Annotated in this window: 17 protein-coding genes; 7 read left to right on the top strand and 10 right to left on the bottom strand. The window is 72.2% G+C overall.

What is annotated here, in order from left to right; all coding sequences use genetic code 11:
- Window positions 1–40: 40 nt before the first annotated feature.
- Together ACVCAH_RS14480 and rfbA are read right to left on the bottom strand one after the other, a co-directional pair.
- On the bottom strand, window positions 41–664 hold the full coding sequence (locus ACVCAH_RS14480) for a dTDP-4-dehydrorhamnose 3,5-epimerase family protein (RefSeq protein ID WP_447136632.1): 624 nt from the start codon (window positions 662–664) through the stop codon (window positions 41–43).
- A 40-nt stretch (window positions 665–704) separates the two neighbouring features.
- On the bottom strand, window positions 705–1,592 hold the full coding sequence (rfbA, locus tag ACVCAH_RS14475; RefSeq protein WP_447136631.1) for a glucose-1-phosphate thymidylyltransferase RfbA: 888 nt from the start codon (window positions 1,590–1,592) through the stop codon (window positions 705–707).
- Between the two features lie 88 nt (window positions 1,593–1,680).
- Here rfbA and rfbB point away from each other — a divergent pair, with 88 nt between their 5' ends.
- From rfbB to ACVCAH_RS14445, 6 genes are read left to right on the top strand one after another with little or no spacing between them, the layout of a single operon-like run.
- Complete coding sequence (rfbB, locus tag ACVCAH_RS14470; protein WP_447136630.1) at window positions 1,681–2,682, top strand: dTDP-glucose 4,6-dehydratase; 1,002 nt, start codon at window positions 1,681–1,683, stop codon at window positions 2,680–2,682.
- Window positions 2,679–3,566: a dTDP-4-dehydrorhamnose reductase gene (gene rfbD / locus ACVCAH_RS14465; protein ID WP_447136629.1), complete on the top strand. Its 888-nt coding sequence runs from the start codon at window positions 2,679–2,681 to the stop codon at window positions 3,564–3,566. Before rfbB ends, rfbD begins: the two co-directional genes overlap by 4 nt.
- On the top strand, window positions 3,563–3,934 hold the full coding sequence (locus tag ACVCAH_RS14460; protein WP_447136628.1) for a DUF2304 family protein: 372 nt from the start codon (window positions 3,563–3,565) through the stop codon (window positions 3,932–3,934). The genes rfbD and ACVCAH_RS14460 overlap by 4 nt, the downstream gene beginning before the upstream one ends.
- Complete coding sequence (locus ACVCAH_RS14455; protein ID WP_447136627.1) at window positions 3,927–4,628, top strand: glycosyltransferase family 2 protein; 702 nt, start codon at window positions 3,927–3,929, stop codon at window positions 4,626–4,628. Before ACVCAH_RS14460 ends, ACVCAH_RS14455 begins: the two co-directional genes overlap by 8 nt.
- Window positions 4,628–5,932, top strand: coding sequence for a polysaccharide biosynthesis protein (locus ACVCAH_RS14450; protein ID WP_447136626.1), 1,305 nt, complete (start codon window positions 4,628–4,630; stop codon window positions 5,930–5,932). Before ACVCAH_RS14455 ends, ACVCAH_RS14450 begins: the two co-directional genes overlap by 1 nt.
- A complete protein-coding gene (locus ACVCAH_RS14445; protein ID WP_447136625.1) occupies window positions 5,929–6,957 on the top strand; it encodes a glycosyltransferase family 2 protein in 1,029 nt (342 codons plus the stop codon). Before ACVCAH_RS14450 ends, ACVCAH_RS14445 begins: the two co-directional genes overlap by 4 nt.
- 99 nt (window positions 6,958–7,056) lie before the next feature.
- Here ACVCAH_RS14445 and prcA read toward each other — a convergent pair whose 3' ends face one another.
- From prcA to arc, 7 genes are all read right to left on the bottom strand, one after another.
- Window positions 7,057–7,893 (bottom strand): proteasome subunit alpha, encoded by an 837-nt coding sequence (prcA, locus tag ACVCAH_RS14440; protein ID WP_447136624.1) that lies wholly within the window; start codon window positions 7,891–7,893, stop codon window positions 7,057–7,059.
- A gap of 56 nt (window positions 7,894–7,949) precedes the next feature.
- Window positions 7,950–8,789 carry a proteasome subunit beta gene (gene prcB, locus ACVCAH_RS14435; protein WP_447136623.1) on the bottom strand — a complete coding sequence of 280 codons (840 nt, stop codon included), beginning with the start codon at window positions 8,787–8,789 and terminating at the stop codon, window positions 7,950–7,952.
- Complete coding sequence (locus tag ACVCAH_RS14430; protein WP_447136622.1) at window positions 8,708–9,385, bottom strand: endonuclease VII domain-containing protein; 678 nt, start codon at window positions 9,383–9,385, stop codon at window positions 8,708–8,710. The genes prcB and ACVCAH_RS14430 overlap by 82 nt, the downstream gene beginning before the upstream one ends.
- Window positions 9,382–9,597: a ubiquitin-like protein Pup gene (locus tag ACVCAH_RS14425; RefSeq protein WP_441157557.1), complete on the bottom strand. Its 216-nt coding sequence runs from the start codon at window positions 9,595–9,597 to the stop codon at window positions 9,382–9,384. The genes ACVCAH_RS14430 and ACVCAH_RS14425 overlap by 4 nt, the downstream gene beginning before the upstream one ends.
- Window positions 9,598–9,768: 171 nt before the next feature.
- On the bottom strand, window positions 9,769–11,286 hold the full coding sequence (gene dop / locus ACVCAH_RS14420) for a depupylase/deamidase Dop (RefSeq protein WP_447136621.1): 1,518 nt from the start codon (window positions 11,284–11,286) through the stop codon (window positions 9,769–9,771).
- A 57-nt stretch (window positions 11,287–11,343) separates the two neighbouring features.
- A complete protein-coding gene (locus ACVCAH_RS14415; protein ID WP_447136620.1) occupies window positions 11,344–13,404 on the bottom strand; it encodes a hypothetical protein in 2,061 nt (686 codons plus the stop codon).
- 150 nt (window positions 13,405–13,554) lie between these two features.
- Window positions 13,555–15,336, bottom strand: coding sequence for a proteasome ATPase (gene arc, locus ACVCAH_RS14410; RefSeq protein WP_447136619.1), 1,782 nt, complete (start codon window positions 15,334–15,336; stop codon window positions 13,555–13,557).
- 178 nt (window positions 15,337–15,514) lie between these two features.
- Here arc and ACVCAH_RS14405 point away from each other — a divergent pair, with 178 nt between their 5' ends.
- Entirely contained in the window at window positions 15,515–15,808 is a 294-nt protein-coding gene (locus ACVCAH_RS14405; protein WP_447136618.1) for a ferredoxin, read from the top strand.
- 84 nt (window positions 15,809–15,892) lie between these two features.
- Here ACVCAH_RS14405 and ACVCAH_RS14400 read toward each other — a convergent pair whose 3' ends face one another.
- Window positions 15,893–16,465, bottom strand: coding sequence for a hypothetical protein (locus ACVCAH_RS14400; RefSeq protein WP_447136617.1), 573 nt, complete (start codon window positions 16,463–16,465; stop codon window positions 15,893–15,895).
- Between the last annotated feature and the right edge of the window lie 76 nt (window positions 16,466–16,541).

The raw sequence follows: 16,541 nt of genomic DNA, 5'->3' as shown, positions 1-16,541 counted from the left end.
TTCGTCACTGTCACACCACAGGTCGTGGTCCGCGTGGCCGTCAATTCCCGGCCGATTGCGGCATACCGTCCGCCCCGAGGCTCGCCACGTACGACCGGCAGGTGGCGTGGTCCGGCAGCAGGCCGCTCTCGCGCGCCTGCGCCAGCGTGGGCGCGGCGGCGTCACGGGCCGACAGCTGCGGGGCCTCGACCGGCCACTCGATGCCCAGCTCCTCGTCGAGCGGGTGCACCGCGTGCTCGCCGGTCGGGTTGTAGGTGGTCGAGCAGAGGTAGCTCAGCGTCGCGTCGTCGGTCAGCGCGCAGAACCCGTGCCCCAGCCCCTCGCCGAGGTAGACGGCGCGCCGGTCCACGTCGTCCAGCCGCACGCCCTCCCAGCGACCGAAGGTGGGCGAGCCGACCCGCAGGTCGACCACCACGTCGAGCACCGCGCCGCGCACGCAGGTGACGTACTTGGCCTGGCCGGGCGGCACGTCGGCGAAGTGGATGCCGCGCACCACGCCGCGCGCCGAGACCGACAGGTTGCCCTGGGCCAGCCGCAGCGGATGCCCCGCCGCCTCGGCGAGCCGGTCGAAGCGGTACCACTCCATGAACAGCCCGCGCGGGTCGCCGTGCTGCTGCGGGGTGATCTCCCAGGCGCCCTCGATGCCCAACGGCCGGATCTTCACCGGGCCACCGCCGTCCGCCGGGCCGGGCCGCCGAGCGCGCTCACCGCGGCACCGCCAGGCCGTCCCGCTCGGCCAGCAGCCCGAGCAGGTAGTCGCCGTAGCCGCTCTTGGTCAGCGGCTCGGCCAGGGCGCGCAGCTGCGCGTCGTCGATCAGGCCGGCCCGCCAGGCCACCTCCTCGACGCAGCCGATCTTCATGCCCTGCCGCTCCTCGATCACCCGGACGAACTCGGCGGCCTGCATCATCGAGGTGAACGTGCCGGTGTCCAGCCAGGCGGTGCCCCGGTCCAGCACGGTCACCGACAGCTCGCCGGTCTCCCGGTACGCCTCGTTGACCGCGGTGATCTCCAGCTCGCCGCGCGCGCTGGGCTTGAGGTCGCGGGCGATCTCCACGACCCGGTTGTCGTAGAAGTACAGCCCCGGCACCGCGTACCGGGACTTCGGCCGCTCCGGCTTCTCCTCGATCGAGAGCACCTTGCCGTCCGCGTCGAACTCGACCACCCCGTACGCCTCCGGGTTGGCCACCGGGTAGGCGAAGACCCGCCCGCCGACCAGGTCGCCGTGCGCGGCGAGCTGCCGGCCCAGACCCACGCCGTGGAAGATGTTGTCGCCCAGGATCAGCGCCACCGACTCGTCGCCGATGAAGTCCGCGCCGAGCACGAACGCCTGCGCGATGCCCTCCGGGCGGGCCTGGGCGACGTACTCCAGCCGCAGGCCGAACTGGCTGCCGTCACCGAGCAGCCGCTGGAACTGGCTCTGGTCCTCGGGCGTGGTGATCACCAGGATCTCCGAGATGCCGGACATCACCAGCGTGGAGAGCGGGTAGTAGACCATCGGCTTGTCGAAGACCGGCATCAGCTGCTTGGACACGGCCCTGGTGATCGGCCAGAGCCGGGATCCGGTGCCACCGGCGAGTAGGATTCCGCGCACCGGGGGAGCCTACCGGGACCGGGCCGAACCGGACAGCGGGGTCCGCGTCCCCCGGCCCCGTCGACACGTCGCGTACACTTCCGGACCCGTGAGGATCCTCGTCACCGGCGGAGCCGGATTCATCGGGTCGGAGTACGTCCGCATGCTGCTGGGCGTGCCCCTCGGCAGCGGCGCCGGAGTGCCCGCGATCGAACCGGCCGCCGTGACCGTGCTGGACAAGTTGACCTACTCGGGCAACCTGGCCAACCTGGCGCCGGTGCGGGACGACCCCCGGTTCCGCTTCGTGCAGGGCGACATCTGCGACCCGGCCCTGGTCGACGAGGTGGTGGCCGGTCACGACGTGATCGTGCACTTCGCCGCCGAGTCGCACGTCGACCGCTCGATCGCCGGCGCCGCGCCGTTCGTGACCACCAACGTGCTGGGCACCCAGACCCTGCTCGACGCCGCGCTGCGGCACGGCACCGGCCGCTTCGTGCACGTCTCCACCGACGAGGTCTACGGCTCGATCGACGAGGGCTCCTGGACGGAGACCTGGCCGCTGGCCCCGAACTCCCCGTACTCGGCCTCCAAGGCCGGCTCCGACCTGCTCGCGCTGGCCTACCACCGCACCCACGGCATGGACGTGGTGGTCACCCGCTGCTCCAACAACTACGGGCCGTACCAGTTCCCGGAGAAGGTCATCCCGCTGTTCGTCACCAACCTGCTCGACGGCGGGACGGTGCCGCTCTACGGCGACGGCGGCAACGTCCGGGACTGGCTGCACGTGCACGACCACTGCCGGGGCATCGCGCTGGTGCAGCAGAAGGGGCGCGCGGGCGAGGTCTACAACATCGGCGGCGGCACCGAGCTGACCAACAAGGAGCTCACCGGCCGGCTGCTGGCGGCCTGCGGCGCCGACTGGGACCGGGTCGTCCCGGTCGCCGACCGCAAGGGCCACGACCGCCGCTACTCGCTGGACATCACCAAGATCAGCGAGGAGCTGGGGTACGCCCCGAGCATCGACCTGGACCGCGGCCTCGCCGACACCGTGCAGTGGTACCGCGACAACCGGGCCTGGTGGGAGCCGCTGAAGTCGGCCCCCGCCGCATGAGCCGGCTGCTGGTCACCGGTGCGGGCGGCATGCTCGGCCGGGACCTGCTCGCGGTGCTCGGCGCCCGGCCCGACCTGAAGGTGACCGCCGCCACCCGGGCCGAGCTCGACATCACCGACGCCGCCGCGGTCCGCGCCGCCGTCGCCGGGCACGACCTGGTGATCAACACCGCGGCGTGGACCGACGTGGACGGGGCCGAGGAGCACGAGGCGGCCGCCACCGCGGTCAACGGCGACGGCGTCGGCCACCTCGCCGCCGCCTGCGCGGCCACCGGCGCCCGGCTGGTGCACGTCTCCACCGACTACGTCTTCCCCGGCGACGCCGACACCCCGTACGCCGAGGACGCGCCGACCGCGCCGGTCAACGCGTACGGCCGGTCGAAGCTGGCCGGGGAGCGGGCCGTTGCCCGATTTCTCCCCGAAACCGGCTACGTGGTGCGCACCGCCTGGCTCTACGGCGCGCACGGCCCCAATTTCGTCGCCACCATGCTGCGGCTCGCCGAGCAACGCGAGCAGCTCGAGGTGGTCGACGACCAGTACGGCCAGCCCACCTGGTCGTACGCCCTGGCGGCGCAGCTGGTCGCGCTCGGTGACGCAGGGCTGGCCGGCCGGGCCGCGCCCGGCGTCTACCACGGCACCTGCTCGGGCCGGACCACCTGGTACGGGCTGGCCCGCGCGGCGTTCGCGCTGCGCGGCCTCGACCCGGACCGGATCCGACCCACCACCAGCGACCGGTTTCGCCGTCCCGCCCCCAGACCGGCGTACAGTGTGCTAGGGCACGGCCGTTGGGCCGCCGCGGGTCTGCCGCCGCTTCCGGACTGGCACACCACCCTGGCCGACGCGTTCGCCTCCGCCGCTCCACCCGCCCCGTGGAAGGTCGCATGAAGCTCACCCTCGTCACCGGCCTGACCGGTCTGCTGCTGCTCGGCACCATCGTCGAGCTGCTGCGCCGCCGTCAGCTCCGGGAGAAGTACGGCATGCTCTGGCTCGGCGTGCTGCTGGTCGTCATCCCGCTCTCGCTCTTCCCCCGGCTGCTGGACAGCGTGGCCGGGATGCTCGGCGTCGCCTCCGGCGTCAGCCTCGTGCTCTTCCTCGGCATCGTCTTCCTGCTCCTGGTCTGTGTGCACCTGAGCTGGGAGGTCAGCGCGCTGGAGGAGGAGACGCGCACCCTGGCCGAAGAATTCGCCCTGCTCCGCGCCGAGATCGCGGCCGAGCGGGCGGCCCGAGACGAACTGGTGTCCCACGATGGTTAACGGCAAGCGGGTTCTGATCATCATCCCGGCGCTCAACGAGTCCGGCTCGATCGCCGACGTGGTCGGCGAGGTGCGCGGCGAGCTGCCCGGCGTGGACGTGCTGGTCGTCGACGACGGCTCCACCGACCGGACCGCCGCCGTCGCCGCCGCCGCCGGAGCGCGGGTCGCCCAGCTGCCCTACAACCTCGGCGTCGGCGGGGCCATGCGGCTCGGCTACCGGTACGCCCGCGACCACGGCTACGACGTCGCCATCCAAATCGACGCCGACGGCCAGCACGACCCCCGCTACGTGCCGAAGCTGGTCGACCTGCTCGACGACAACGACCTGGTGATCGGCGCCCGGTTCGCCGGCGAGGGCGACTACTCCGTCCGCGGCCCGCGCCGCTGGGCCATGGTGATGCTCTCCGCGGTGCTGTCCCGGGTGGCCCGCACCAAGCTCACCGACACCACCTCCGGCTTCCGCGCCGCCAACCGGCGGGTGATCGAGATGTTCGCCCGCTGGTACCCGGCGGAGTACCTCGGCGACACCGTCGAGACGCTGGTGCACACCGCCCGCCGCGGCTACAAGATCCGGCAGGTGCCGGTGGCCATGCGCAAGCGGATGGCCGGCACGCCCAGCCACTCCCCCGCCAAGGCCATGATCTACCTCGGCCGGGCGTTCGTGGTGCTCACGCTGGCGCTCATCCGCCAGTGATGCGGCGGCTGCTCACCCTCGTCCCGCCCGGCACCCTGGCCGTCGGTGCCGGGCTGGCCCTGCTCGGGCTGGCCTCCTACGTCCACCTCGCGGTCGCCGGCCACAGCCTCGACGAGGCCGACTACAGCTCGCTCTCGGTGCTCTGGTCGATCGTGTTCACCCTCGGCATCGGCGTGTTCATCCCGGTCGAGCAGGAGGTCGCCCGGGTCGTCGCGGCCCGCCGCACGCAGGGCCTGCCGCCCGGCCCGGTGCTGGCCCGCGGCGCCGCCCTCGCCGCCGGGGTGCTCGCGCTGATGGTGCTCGCCGTCGTCGCGGGTTACCGCGTGCTCGCCGACCGGCTCTTCGCCGGCGACGGCGACATGGTGCTCGTGCTGATCGGGTCGATGGCCGCCATGGGGGTGGCCTACACCACCCGCGGCGTCCTCTCCGGCCTGCAGCTCTTCCCCTGGTACGGCACCCAGCTCGGCCTCGACGGCGGGTTGCGCATCGCCATGGTCGCGCTGCTCGGGCTCGCCGGCGTCACCTCCCCGCTGTGGTACGGAGTGGTGCTGGTGGTCGCCCCGCTGGCCAGCGTGCTGCTCACCCTCCCGCCGGTGCTGCGCGCGGTCGGCGGCGGGGCATCGGTCCCCTGGGGCGCGCTGCTGCGCGGTTTCGGGCTGCTGACCGTCTCCAGCCTGCTCTCCCAGGTCGTGGTGAACGTCGGCGTGATCAACGTCCGGCTGCTCGCCCCCGACGACGTGGCCACCGCCGGGGCGCTGCTGTCCGCGCTGGTGCTGGTGCGGATCCCGCTGTTCGTGTTCGGCTCGTTGCAGGCGTCCCTGCTGCCCGGCCTGGCCACCACGGCCACCACCGGCGACCGGGCGGCCTTCCACGGCCTGCTGCGCCGGGCGCTGGGGCTGGTCACCGCGCTCGGGCTGCTCGGCGCGGTCGGCGCCGTCCTGCTCGGCCCCTGGCTGGTCCGGGCCCTCTTCGACGCGCCCGCCGTGCTCGACCAGGTCGACTTCGCCTGCCTCGCCGCGGCCACCCTCGCCTACCTCTGGTCGATGGTGCTCGGCCAGGCCCTGCTCGCCCTGAACCGGCACCGGGCCCAGGCCCTCGCCTGGACCCTCGGCGTGGCGGCGCTGGTCGCCGCGACGCTCGCCCCGCTCACCGTCGCGCTGCGGGTGGAGCTCGGCTACGCCGTCGGCTCCGCGGTGGTCGCCGTCACCATGGCGGTGCTGCTGCGGCGCGGCTTCCGTCCCGTCCCCACCCCGGCCCGGCCGCTCGACGCCGCCGTGGCCGGCGTATCCGGAGGCATCCGATGATCCGCCCCCAGGTCTCCGCGGTGATGCTGGCCTACGGCGCCGAGCCGTATCTGGTCGACGCCGCCCGGGCCGTACTGGCCAGCACCGACGTCGAGATCGAGCTGATCGTCGTCGACAACGGCTGCACCGGCGACGGCATCGACATCGTCAAGGGGCTGCCCGGTGTCCGGGTCATCCGCCCCGAGGCCAACACCGGGTACGCCGGCGGCTGCCGGGTCGGCGCGGCCGAGGCCACCGGCGAGTGGCTGGCCTTCGTCAACTCCGACGCGATCGTCGCCCCCGACGCGCTCGCCAAGGTCGTCGCCGTCGCCGCGGAGCCCGGCGTCGGCGCCGCGATGGCCTCCATCCGCCTCGCCGAGAACCCGGAGCTGATCAACACCTCCGGGAACCCGCTGCACTTCATCGGGCTCTCCTGGGCCGGCGGCAACGGCGAGCCGGCCAGCGCGCACGCCGTCCGCACCACCGTGCCCTCGCTCAGCGGCTGCTGCTTCGTCATCGACCGGCCGCGCTGGCAGGAACTGGACGGCTTCCCCGCCGAGTACTTCGCCTACCACGAGGACACCGAACTCAGCCTCCGCCTCTGGCAGCGCGGGCTCCGCCTGGAGTACGTCCCGGACGCCGTCGTCGTGCACCACTACGAGTTCTCCCGCAACTCGCTCAAGGTGTACCTGGTCGAGCGGAACCGGCTGCTCTCCCTGCTCACCGCGTACGAGACGCGGACCCTGGTGCTGCTGGCGCCGATGCTGCTGCTCTCCGAGGCGGCCATGCTCGTCGCCGCGCTGCTCGGCGGCTGGCCGAAGGAGAAGGTCCGCGGCTGGCGCTGGCTCTGGACCAACCGGGCCTGGGTGCGCGCCCGCCGCCGCCGCCTCCAGCAGGAACGGACCGTCCCCGACGGCGTCATCGCCGAGCTGATGACCGCGAAGGTCGCCCCGTCCAACGTCGAGGCGCCGCCCGGCATGGCCGTCTTCAACGTCATCGCCGCCGCCTACTGGGCGCTGGTCCGGCCGCTGCTGCGCCGGCGCTGACCCCCGACACCGCGGCCGCCGGCGGCCGGTAGGCCGGCACCGGGGCGCGAACGCGAGCGCCGGGGCCCGGAAACCCGGACCCCGGCGCGAAGCGACGTTCTACTCGTCGGCGGGCTGACCCGGCTTGTCCTCCAGATCGGCGGACGCCGCGGAGGTGCTCGGCTTGTGCGCCTCCTCGGTCGGCACCGTCGGCGTCTCCGGCCCACCGGCGGCGGCCGCCTCCTCCGCCTTGGCCGCGTCGCCGTCCAGCAGCCCGGTCAACGCGGCGCCGGTGATCCGGCGGAAGGTCCGGCCGACCCGGCGGCGGTCGAGCACCGCCACCTCCAGCTGGTTCGCCGCGATGGTCCGGGCCGCGCCGCCCTCGCCGCCGACGCTGCTGAGCGCCTGCACCGCCACCTTGACCGCGTCGGCGAGCGACATGTCCGGCCGGTGCTGCGACTTGAGCACGCCGGTGATCGCCTCGGCCTGCCCACCCATGGCCATCCGACCCGGCTCGTCGTTGACCGAGCCGTCGTAGGTGAGCCGGTAGATCTCGTCGTCGTCGGCGGTGGCACCGACCTGCGCCACGCAGATCTCCACCTCGAACGGCTTGGACTGCTCGGTGAAGATCGCGCCGAGGGTCTGCGCGAAGGCGTTCGCGAGCCCCCGGCCGGTGACGTCGCGCCGGTCGTAGCTCAACCCGTTCAGGTCGGCCATCCGTACGCCCGCGCGGCGCAGGTTCTCGAACTCGTTGTAGCGGCCGACGGCCGCGAAACCGATCCGGTCGTAGATCTCGCTGACCTTGTGCAGGGCGCTGGAGAGGTTCTCCGCGACGAAGAGCACCCCGCCCTCGTAACTCAGGACCACCGCGCTGCGCCCCCGGGCGATGCCCTTGCGGGCCAGCTCGGAGCGGTCGCGCATGATCTGCTCGGGCGAGGCGTAGAACTGCATGGCCACGGCGGCGGTTCTCCTTACGGCGCTGTGCTGACGACTGATGACTGGGAGGACGGCGATCAGCCGCCCGGGTTCTCCATCCGGCCCGAGACCACGCTCTCGGCGACCGCCGACGTCTCGGCGTCGGTTAGCCGGTGGGTGCCCTCCGCCGTCGCGGTCATCACCACCGGGTAGATCCGCCGGGTCAGGTCCGGCCCGCCGGTCGCGGTGTCGTCGTCGGCCGCGTCGTAGAGCGCCTCCACCGCGAGCCGGACCGCGTCGTCGATCGAGAGCCCGGCCCGGTACCGCTTCTTGAGGGCGGACTTGGCGAACAGCGAGCCGGAGCCGATCGCGTCGTAGCCGGTCTCCTCGTAGGGGCCACCGGTGACGTCGAAGCTGAAGATGCGGCCGGCCTTCGCCGGGTCCGCGTAGGCCAGGTCGAAGCCGGCGAAGAGCGGGATGACCGCCAGCCCCTGCATCGCCGCGCCCAGGTTGCCCCGGATCATCGAGGCGAGCCGGTTGGCCTTGCCGTCGAGCGAGAGCATCGCGCCCTCGATCTTCTCGTAGTGCTCCAGCTCCACCTGGAACAGTCGCATCAGCTCGATGCCGATGCCGGCGGTGCCCGCGATGCCGACCAGCGAGTACGCGTCGGCCGGGTGCACCTTCTCGATGTCCCGCTGGGCGATCAGGTTGCCCATGGTGGCCCGCCGGTCGCCGGCCATCACCACGCCACCGGCCGCCGAGATGGCCACGATGGTCGTGGCGTGCGGCGCCAGGTCGGCGGCCATGCCCGGCGGCAGCGGCCGACGGCCGGGCAGCATGTCGGGGGCCACCTTGCTCAGGAACGTGGTGAAGGAGGACGTCCCCGCGTTGGTGAACACATCTGGTAGACGCCCGGATGGATCAAAACCCGCTGCCACGTGGTTCCTCTCAGATATGTGATCGCCCCGGCCAGCCGCGCCTGATCGTCGCGGAACTGACCAAGACCTCCGTTGCAGTTGAAGCAGAGTATCCCGCGCACCCATCCGGTGCGATGATCGTGGTCCAGATGTTGCGGGTCCGCGCCGCCGCAGATGGCACAGACCCCGCCCTGCTCGGCCAGGAGCTCGTCGAACTCCTTCTGCCCCACGCCGTAACGCCGCCGCAGGTGGTACTCCCGGTTGCCGCCGTAGAGCCGTTCCTTGCTCTCGCGACCTCGCATGTTGTGACAGGGCTTGCAGTAGCTGTGCCGTGCGCTGCCCTTCCTGGTTCGCGGGAAGTCCTCCAGTGGCTTGGTCTGCTGACAGTCCGGGCACCACTTGAGTCCGTCCGCGACCGGCTCCGGAGCCCGCCGCTGCACAGCGATCCCGCGCTTGCGGCGGCTCGCCTCGGAGCGGGCCGCCGCGCAGGTCTTACAGTAGAACGCGAGCCCGTCGGGCCGGCGCTTGTTGCGGTGGAAGGCCGACGCGGGTAGCGAACGGCCGCACTGGGGACAGACCTTGTCCGACGCTTGCGGCGAATCGGACACAAGCGTCATTGTCCACCTTTCTGCACGTACCCTCTCACGAATTCCTCTGCGTTCTCCTCCAGGACGGAGTCGATCTCGTCGAGCAGGTCGTCGACGTCCTCGGTGATCTCGGCGTGCCGCTCGGCGACCTCCGGGTTCGCCTCGGTGGTGACGTCCTCGATCTCCTCGCCCTGCCGGGACTTGCCGGTCTGCGACTGGCCGCCGCTGTCACGAGTGGCCATTGCTGCCTCCTCCACGATCGTCTGCGATGAACTTACCTCGCGGGAGCGACGAAAGGCCCGTCGCGCGCCGGGTGGGCGCGCGACGGGCCACGGGCCGGCACCGCCGCCGGGCGGGCATACGACGGTCGCCGTCGCCCGCCGGCGGGCCCGCGCCGGACCGGCGCGGCACGGTCAGCCGCCGGTGAGGGTCTCCAGCAGGTCCTTGGCGCTGGGGCAGCGGTCGAAGAGCTCGCCGACGTGCTTGCGGGTGCCCCGTTCCGGCTCCATCATCGGCACCCGCACCAGCGACTCCCGGCCCACGTCGAAGATGACCGAGTCCCAGCTGGCGGCGACCACCTCGGAGGCGTACTGGGCCAGGCAGCGGCCGCGGAAGTAGGCGCGGGTGTCCTCCGGCGGCTCGGTCATCGCGGTGCGGGTCTGCTCGTCGGTCAGCAGCGTCTTCATCGCCCCGCGCGAGACCAGCCGGTGGTAGAGGCCCTTCTCCGGACGGACGTCGGAGTACTGCAGGTCGACCAGTTGGAGCTTGTGCGAGCCCCAGCCGAGCTTCTCCCGCTCCCGGTAGCCCTCCAGCAGCCGCAGCTTGGCCACCCAGTCCAGCTCGTCGGCGCAGAGCATCACGTCCCGGCCGAGCCGGTCCAGCACGCCCTCCCAGCGGGCCAGCACGTCCACGGTCTGCTCGTCGGCATCCGTGCCGTAGCGGTCGTCGACAAAGGACCGGACCCGCTCGTAGTAGGCCCACTGCACGTCCAGGGCGGTCAGCCGGCGCCCGTCGCGCAGCCGCATGAGGTGGGACAGGGACGGGTCGTGGCTGACCGCGCGCAGCTCGCTGACCGGGTCGGCGATGCCGAGGTCGGAGCCGAGCGCCTTCTCCTCGATCATGGTGAGGATCAGCGCCGTGGTGCCGACCTTGAGGTAGGTCGAGATCTCCGACAGGTTGGCGTCGCCGATGATGACGTGCAGCCGGCGGTACTTGTCGGCGTCGGCGTGCGGCTCGTCGCGGGTGTTGATGATCGGCCGCTTGAGGGTGGTCTCCAGCCCGACCTCGACCTCGAAGAAGTCGGCCCGCTGGGAGATCTGGAAGCCGCTCTGCCCGCCGTCCTGGCCGATGCCGACCCGGCCCGCGCCGCAGACGATCTGGCGGGTGACGAAGAACGGGGTCAGGTACGCCACGATGTCCGCGAACGGGGTCTGCCGGCGCATCAGGTAATTCTCGTGGGCGCCGTAGCTGGCGCCCTTGTTGTCGGTGTTGTTCTTGTAGAGGTGGATCGGCTGGGTGCCGGGGATGGTGGCGGCGCGGCGGGACGCCTCGGCCATCACCCGCTCGCCGGCCTTGTCCCAGCGGACCAGGTCCCGCGGGTTGGTCACCTCGGGGGTGGAGTACTCCGGGTGGGCGTGGTCGACGTACAGCCGGGCGCCGTTGGTGAGTATCACGTTCGCCAGGCCGAGGTCCTCGTCGGCCAGCGCCTCGGCCGGGTCGTAGGCGGCCCCGGAGTAGGTGAAGCCCCGCGCGTCGCGCAGCGGCGACTCCTCCTCGTAGTCCCAGCGGGCCCGCCCGCCGCGGTTGAGTTCCGGGCGCGCCCCGTAGGCGTTGACCACCTGGGACGAGGTGACCATCGGGTTGGCCCCGGCCTGGCCCGGTACGGAGATGCCGTACTCGACCTCGCTGCCCATGATCCGTCTTACGCTCATCAACCTACCCGCTTCGCTCGCCCGACCGGTCCCCCGTCCAGTCGAGCGTAGTCCGCCTCAGGATGCCGGGGGGCACGCCGCCTCAGCCGAATCTGGTGTCTCCGGCTCGGTGCCGGCAGTCGTGGTCAGGGGAAGCACCTCGCACTCGGGCACGGTGAGGGGCACCCAGGCGACCCGCTCGCGCAGCCGGGGGTCGTTCCTGAGCATCCACCGGATCCGGCGCTCGGCCCGCGGATCGGTGGCGATCAGCCGGATCGGCCCGGAGATCCGGGGCACGATCTGCAGGGTCCGGTCGGGCTCGACGAAGGGAAGGTTGTAGACGCCGGGTTCGGTGCGCGCGGTGGTGCCGTGCAGGGCCGAGAGGCAGAGCGTCTCGAAATAGGCACGATAGGGGCCGCGGTCCACGACGATCGTGGTGGTGCCGGGCACGTCAGGGTAGCGCCGCTGGGCCTCGGCGCAGATCCAGGCCACTCTGGACGGCAGGTGCAGGTCCTGGTGGACCCAGCGCTGCGTCCAGGTCTGCTCGTTCGCCACGAGCAGGCTGCGCTGCCATCCGGTGACGCCGCAGAGCCCGACCGCGACGGCCATGACGACCACCGCGCTCAGCACGCCGGCGGCGGTGGAGCCCACCCCGCGCCGGGTCCGGGCGGGCCGGGGTACGGGCAGCAGCCGCACCACGGCGGCGGTGCCGACGATGAGCAGCGCCGTGGCCAGGTGGGTGGCCTTGTTGAAGTAGTAGCCGGGCTGCCCGCCGGAGGCGGTGTTGTACCAGGCGACGCCGAGTGGCAGGGCGACCCCGACGACGCAGACGAGCAGCCAGCGGCGCCAGGCGGGATCGACGCGACGGACCTGCGCGATCAGGGCGATCCCGACGATGCCGCCGAGCCAGCCGAGGGCGCGCCAGGACTCGATGACGGCTTCCACGCCGGAGGCGACGACCAGCGCCTCGGTCTGACCGGCCCGGAGCACGCCGAGCAGCGGCGCGATCAGGGCGAGGCCGGTGCTCGCCAGGCCGATCAGGAGCACGCTCACCCAGCGGCGCAGCGCCTCCCGCCAGTGCGCGACCACCCAGCAGAGCACCAGCACGGCAGCGGGCGGGAGGAAGAGGTAGTAGGTGAATCCGACGGCGACGAGCAGCGCGCCGAGCAGCACGATCTGTTCCCGGGTGCCGGCCAGCGGCCGCCCGACCAGCGCGGCGAGGAGCACCGTCAGCGCGAGTCCGAGGACCTCGGTCGGGAAGCCGGCGATGAGCAGCCGGGGCAGTTGGGTGCCGAGGACGAGCGCGCCGACGACCACGGTCAGCACGGTGCGGTGCAGCGGGTGGATGGGTCCGGAGATGCGCTGCGCGGCCCAGAGCAGGGCGAACACGAGCAGTCCGAAGCCGGCCATCATCCAGCCGGCGTAGTGCTCGACGGCCGCCGGGCCGCGGGGCGTGCCGCCGACGGGCACGAGGAATCCGTCGAGCATGGCGGTGACCAGGTGCCAGCCCTGCGGGTAGTAGCGGAGCTGGGAGAGGATCTGGTCGCCGGCGGCGGGGTCGAGGAAGGCGTAGCCGCCGAGGCGGCCCAGCACGTCGAAGAGCGCCAGGTGCCGCCAGTTGTCCTCGCCGCGGCTGAGGATGGTCAGCTGGCCGGCGAGGTCGGTGGCGCGCTGCCAGGGGCCGGCGAGGTAGCCGGTCATCGCGGCGGTGCCGGCGACGGGGAACAGGTCGACCCAGCCGGGGCGCGGCAGGCGGGGACGCCGACGCAGCGCGATCGCGGCGAGGACGAGCAGGGTGAGCGCCAGGCCGGCCAGCGGCACCGGTCGCATGCCCCAGGGCCAGACCGTGAAGAGCAGCCCGCCGGCGGTGGCCGCGCCGAGGAGCAGCGCGAGGGCCAGCACCAGCCGGTCGATCAGGGTACGGCCGCCGCGCAGGATGCTCGCCGTGGCGAGCAGGACCAGCGGGGGCAGCAGCCAGTCCTGGTGCAGGGCGTGCACGATGACGGGTACGGCCCAGGCCGCCGCGAGCGGCGCCAGGACCAGCAGCGGTCGCCGCCAGCGGCGTCGGCTCGGGGTGGGCGGGTGCGCGTCACCGGTCGCCGTGGCCGGCGGTTCGACGACGGTGAGCTCGGACGGCACGCGGATCCTCGGCGGGTCGAATAGGCGGTACCCGGAAGCTTACCGACGCCTCCGGCGTCCCGCCCGCCGGGCGCGCCGACGGGATGAACGTCTGGTGACCCGACGACGGGGTCCGCGGCGCGCGCCGCGGACCCCGTTCGCTCGGGCCGGTTACAGGTACTGGCCGGTGTTGCTGGCGGTCTCGATGGACCGGCCGGCCTCGGCGCCCTTGCCACCGGAGACGAGGGTGCGGATGTAGACGATCCGCTCCCCCTTCTTGCCGGAGATGCGGGCCCAGTCGTCCGGGTTGGTGGTGTTGGGCAGGTCCTCGTTCTCGCGGAACTCGTCGACGCAGGCGTCGAGCAGGTGCTGCAGGCGCAGCCCCTTGCGGCCGGAGGTGAGGAACTCCTTGATGGCCATCTTCTTGCCCCGGTCGACGATGTTCTGGATCATCGCGCCGGAGTTGAAGTCCTTGAAGTAGAGGACTTCCTTGTCGCCGTTGGCGTAGGTGACCTCAAGGAACCGGTTCTCCTCGGTCTCCGAGTACATCCGCAGCACGACCGCGTCGATCATGGCCGCGACGGTGGCCTGGGGGTCGCCGCCGTGCTCGGCCAGGTCGTCCGGGTGCAGCGGCAGCCCGGACAGGATGTACTTGGAGAAGATGTCCTTCGCCGCCTCGGCGTCCGGCCGCTCGATCTTGATCTTCACATCGAGCCGGCCGGGTCGCAGGATCGCCGGGTCGATCATGTCTTCCCGGTTGGAGGCGCCGATGACGATGACGTTCTCCAGGCCCTCGACGCCGTCGATCTCGCTGAGCAGCTGCGGGACGATGGTGTTCTCCACGTCGGAGGAGACGCCGGAGCCGCGGGTGCGGAAGACCGAGTCCATCTCGTCGAAGAACACGATGACCGGGGTGCCCTCGCCGGCCTTCTCCCGGGCCCGCTGGAAGATCAGCCGGATGTGCCGCTCGGTCTCGCCGACGTACTTGTTGAGCAGCTCGGGACCCTTGATGTTGAGGAAGTAGCTGGTGTGCTTCTCCTCACCGCGCCGCTCGGCGATCTTCTTGGCCAACGAGTTCGCCACCGCCTTGGCGATGAGCGTCTTGCCGCAGCCGGGCGGGCCGTAGAGCAGGATGCCCTTCGGCGGGCGGAGCTGGTGCTCCCGGAACAGGTCGGCGTGCAGGAAGGGCAGCTCCACCGCGTCGCGGATCTGCTCGATCTGCGACTGGAGGCCGCCGATGTCGGTGTAGTCGACGTCGGGCACCTCCTCGAGGACCAGTTCCTCGACCTCGCTCTTGGGGATCCGCTCGTAGGCGTACGCCGAGCGCGGTTCGATCATGAGCGAGTCGCCGGCCCGGATCGCCGAGCCGATCAGGGATTCGGCCAGGTGGACGATCCGCTCCTCGTCGGAGTGGGAGACCACCAGCGCCCGGTCGCCCGGAGCGCCCCCGGGACCCTCGAGGATCTCCTTGAGCATCACCACCTCGCCGACCCGCTCGTAGCCGAACGCGTCGACGATGTTGAGCGCGTCGTTGAGCAGGACCTCCTGGCCGCGCCGCAGCTCGGCCACGTCGAGCGAGGGCGAGACGGCCACCCGGAGCTTGCGGCCGCCGGTGAAGACGTCCACCGTGCCGTCGTCGTGTCGCGCCAGGAAGACGCCGTAGCCACTCGGCGGTTGCGCGAGGCGGTCGATCTCCTCCTTGAGCGTCACGATCTGCGCGCGAGCCTCCTTGAGGGTGCTCACGAGCCGGTCGTTGTTCTCGGTCAGCCGCGCCAACTGTGCCTGGGTGGCCGCCAGCCGCTCTTCGAGCTGCCGGACGTGTCGGGGGCTTTCGGTCAACTTGCGCCGCACCAGAGCGAGTTCCTCTTGCAGGAACGCGACCTGCGTGGAGAGATCGTGGGCCTCCTTCTCCCACCGTGCGGCGCGCGAGTCCGCGTCGTCGCTGCGTGCCACGTCCCACCTCCCCGGGGGGCTTGAACGTTCTGCCCTAACACTAGCCGCTATGAGGCCGATTCGGTCCCGCGCAACGCCCTCGTCACCGAACCTTGATCGCCAAGGGTGGGCCGGTGGGGCCGTACGGGCGTTCCGGTACCGTCGGGGTGTGGGACGGGAGAACATGGGGGGTGCGTCCGTGGCCGAGGTCGCGACCGACCAGCTGCAGGTCTGGGTCGATCAGGACCTCTGCACCGGCGACGGGCTCTGCGTGCAGTACGCCCCGGAGGTCTTCGAGTTCGACGTCGACGGCCTGGCCTACGTCAAGGGGGCCGACGGTGAGCTGCGCCAGGCCCCGGGCAGCCGGGTCGACGTCCCCGCGCACCTGCGCCTCGAGGTGATCGACTCGGCGCGGGAGTGTCCCGGCGAGTGCATCCACGTGGTGCGCGGCAGCGACGGCGCCGAGGTCGCCGGCCCCGACGCCGAGGACTGACCGGCCGGCCTGCCCGCCGGCGGGCCGCCCCGACGACGCCGCGCACCCCCGGACCAGGGGCCGGGCCGGGACCCCGCCGGCCGCTCAGAGCAGGGGACGCCCGACCACCGAGGCGACCAGCCGGGCGAACTCCTCCAGCCGGGCGATCTGCCCGGCGCCGCCGTCGTCGAGGGTCTTGCCGAACCGCAGCGCGTCGTGCCGGGGCGCACCGGCCGTCTCCTCGCTCGGCGGGGCCTCGTCCAGCGAGGTCAGCAGCAGGTAGACGTCGATGCTGTCGACCCGGATCTCGCCGTTGTCACCGCGGGTGAGCCGGCGCCGGCAGCCCACCTCGGTGACCGTGGAGACCGGCACCACCCGCAGCGACGAGGTCATCGACCCGGGCGGCCCCTCCCCCGGAGGGACGTCCTCGCCGTGCCAGAGGATGAGCCGGCTGCCGTCGCAGACGACGACCTCCTGCCACACCCCGTTCACCTCGTTGACGAAACGTTCCAGGGTGAAGCCGAGCACCGACGCACCCCGCAGCACCCCGCCGAGCGCCTCCAGCGCCACGTCCGGGTCCCGCAGGTAGGCCCGGGCCGCCGATTCGAGATCCTGGTAGGGCGACCAGTCCGGGAACACCGCCGGGAGGTCACCCGCACCGAAGCCGGGCCGGCTCATGCCGGCACTTCGCTACGCTGCGTGCCGGCATGAGGCACCACCGCGCCGAGCCTGACGATTCGCTCGCTCATCCCGC

It is taken from the genome of Micromonospora sp. LZ34, from assembly GCF_052981855.1.
The sequence above is the reverse complement of the archived record's forward strand: the minus strand, read 5'-3'. Positions and strand labels throughout refer to the sequence as shown.

Excerpts from the sequence above, each read along its gene's own strand:
- rfbD (WP_447136629.1), top strand. The coding sequence starts at position 2,679 with ATGAGCCGGCTGCTGGTCACCGGTGCGGGCGGCATGCTCGGCCGGGAC.
- ACVCAH_RS14460 (WP_447136628.1), top strand. The coding sequence starts at position 3,563 with ATGAAGCTCACCCTCGTCACCGGCCTGACCGGTCTGCTGCTGCTCGGC.
- ACVCAH_RS14455 (WP_447136627.1), top strand. The coding sequence starts at position 3,927 with ATGGTTAACGGCAAGCGGGTTCTGATCATCATCCCGGCGCTCAACGAG.
- dop (WP_447136621.1), bottom strand. The coding sequence starts at position 11,286 with ATGAGCGTAAGACGGATCATGGGCAGCGAGGTCGAGTACGGCATCTCC.
- ACVCAH_RS14430 (WP_447136622.1), bottom strand. The coding sequence starts at position 9,385 with ATGACGCTTGTGTCCGATTCGCCGCAAGCGTCGGACAAGGTCTGTCCC.
- ACVCAH_RS14400 (WP_447136617.1), bottom strand. The coding sequence starts at position 16,465 with ATGAGCCGGCCCGGCTTCGGTGCGGGTGACCTCCCGGCGGTGTTCCCG.
- ACVCAH_RS14450 (WP_447136626.1), top strand. The coding sequence starts at position 4,628 with ATGCGGCGGCTGCTCACCCTCGTCCCGCCCGGCACCCTGGCCGTCGGT.
- ACVCAH_RS14425 (WP_441157557.1), bottom strand. The coding sequence starts at position 9,597 with ATGGCCACTCGTGACAGCGGCGGCCAGTCGCAGACCGGCAAGTCCCGG.
- ACVCAH_RS14445 (WP_447136625.1), top strand. The coding sequence starts at position 5,929 with ATGATCCGCCCCCAGGTCTCCGCGGTGATGCTGGCCTACGGCGCCGAG.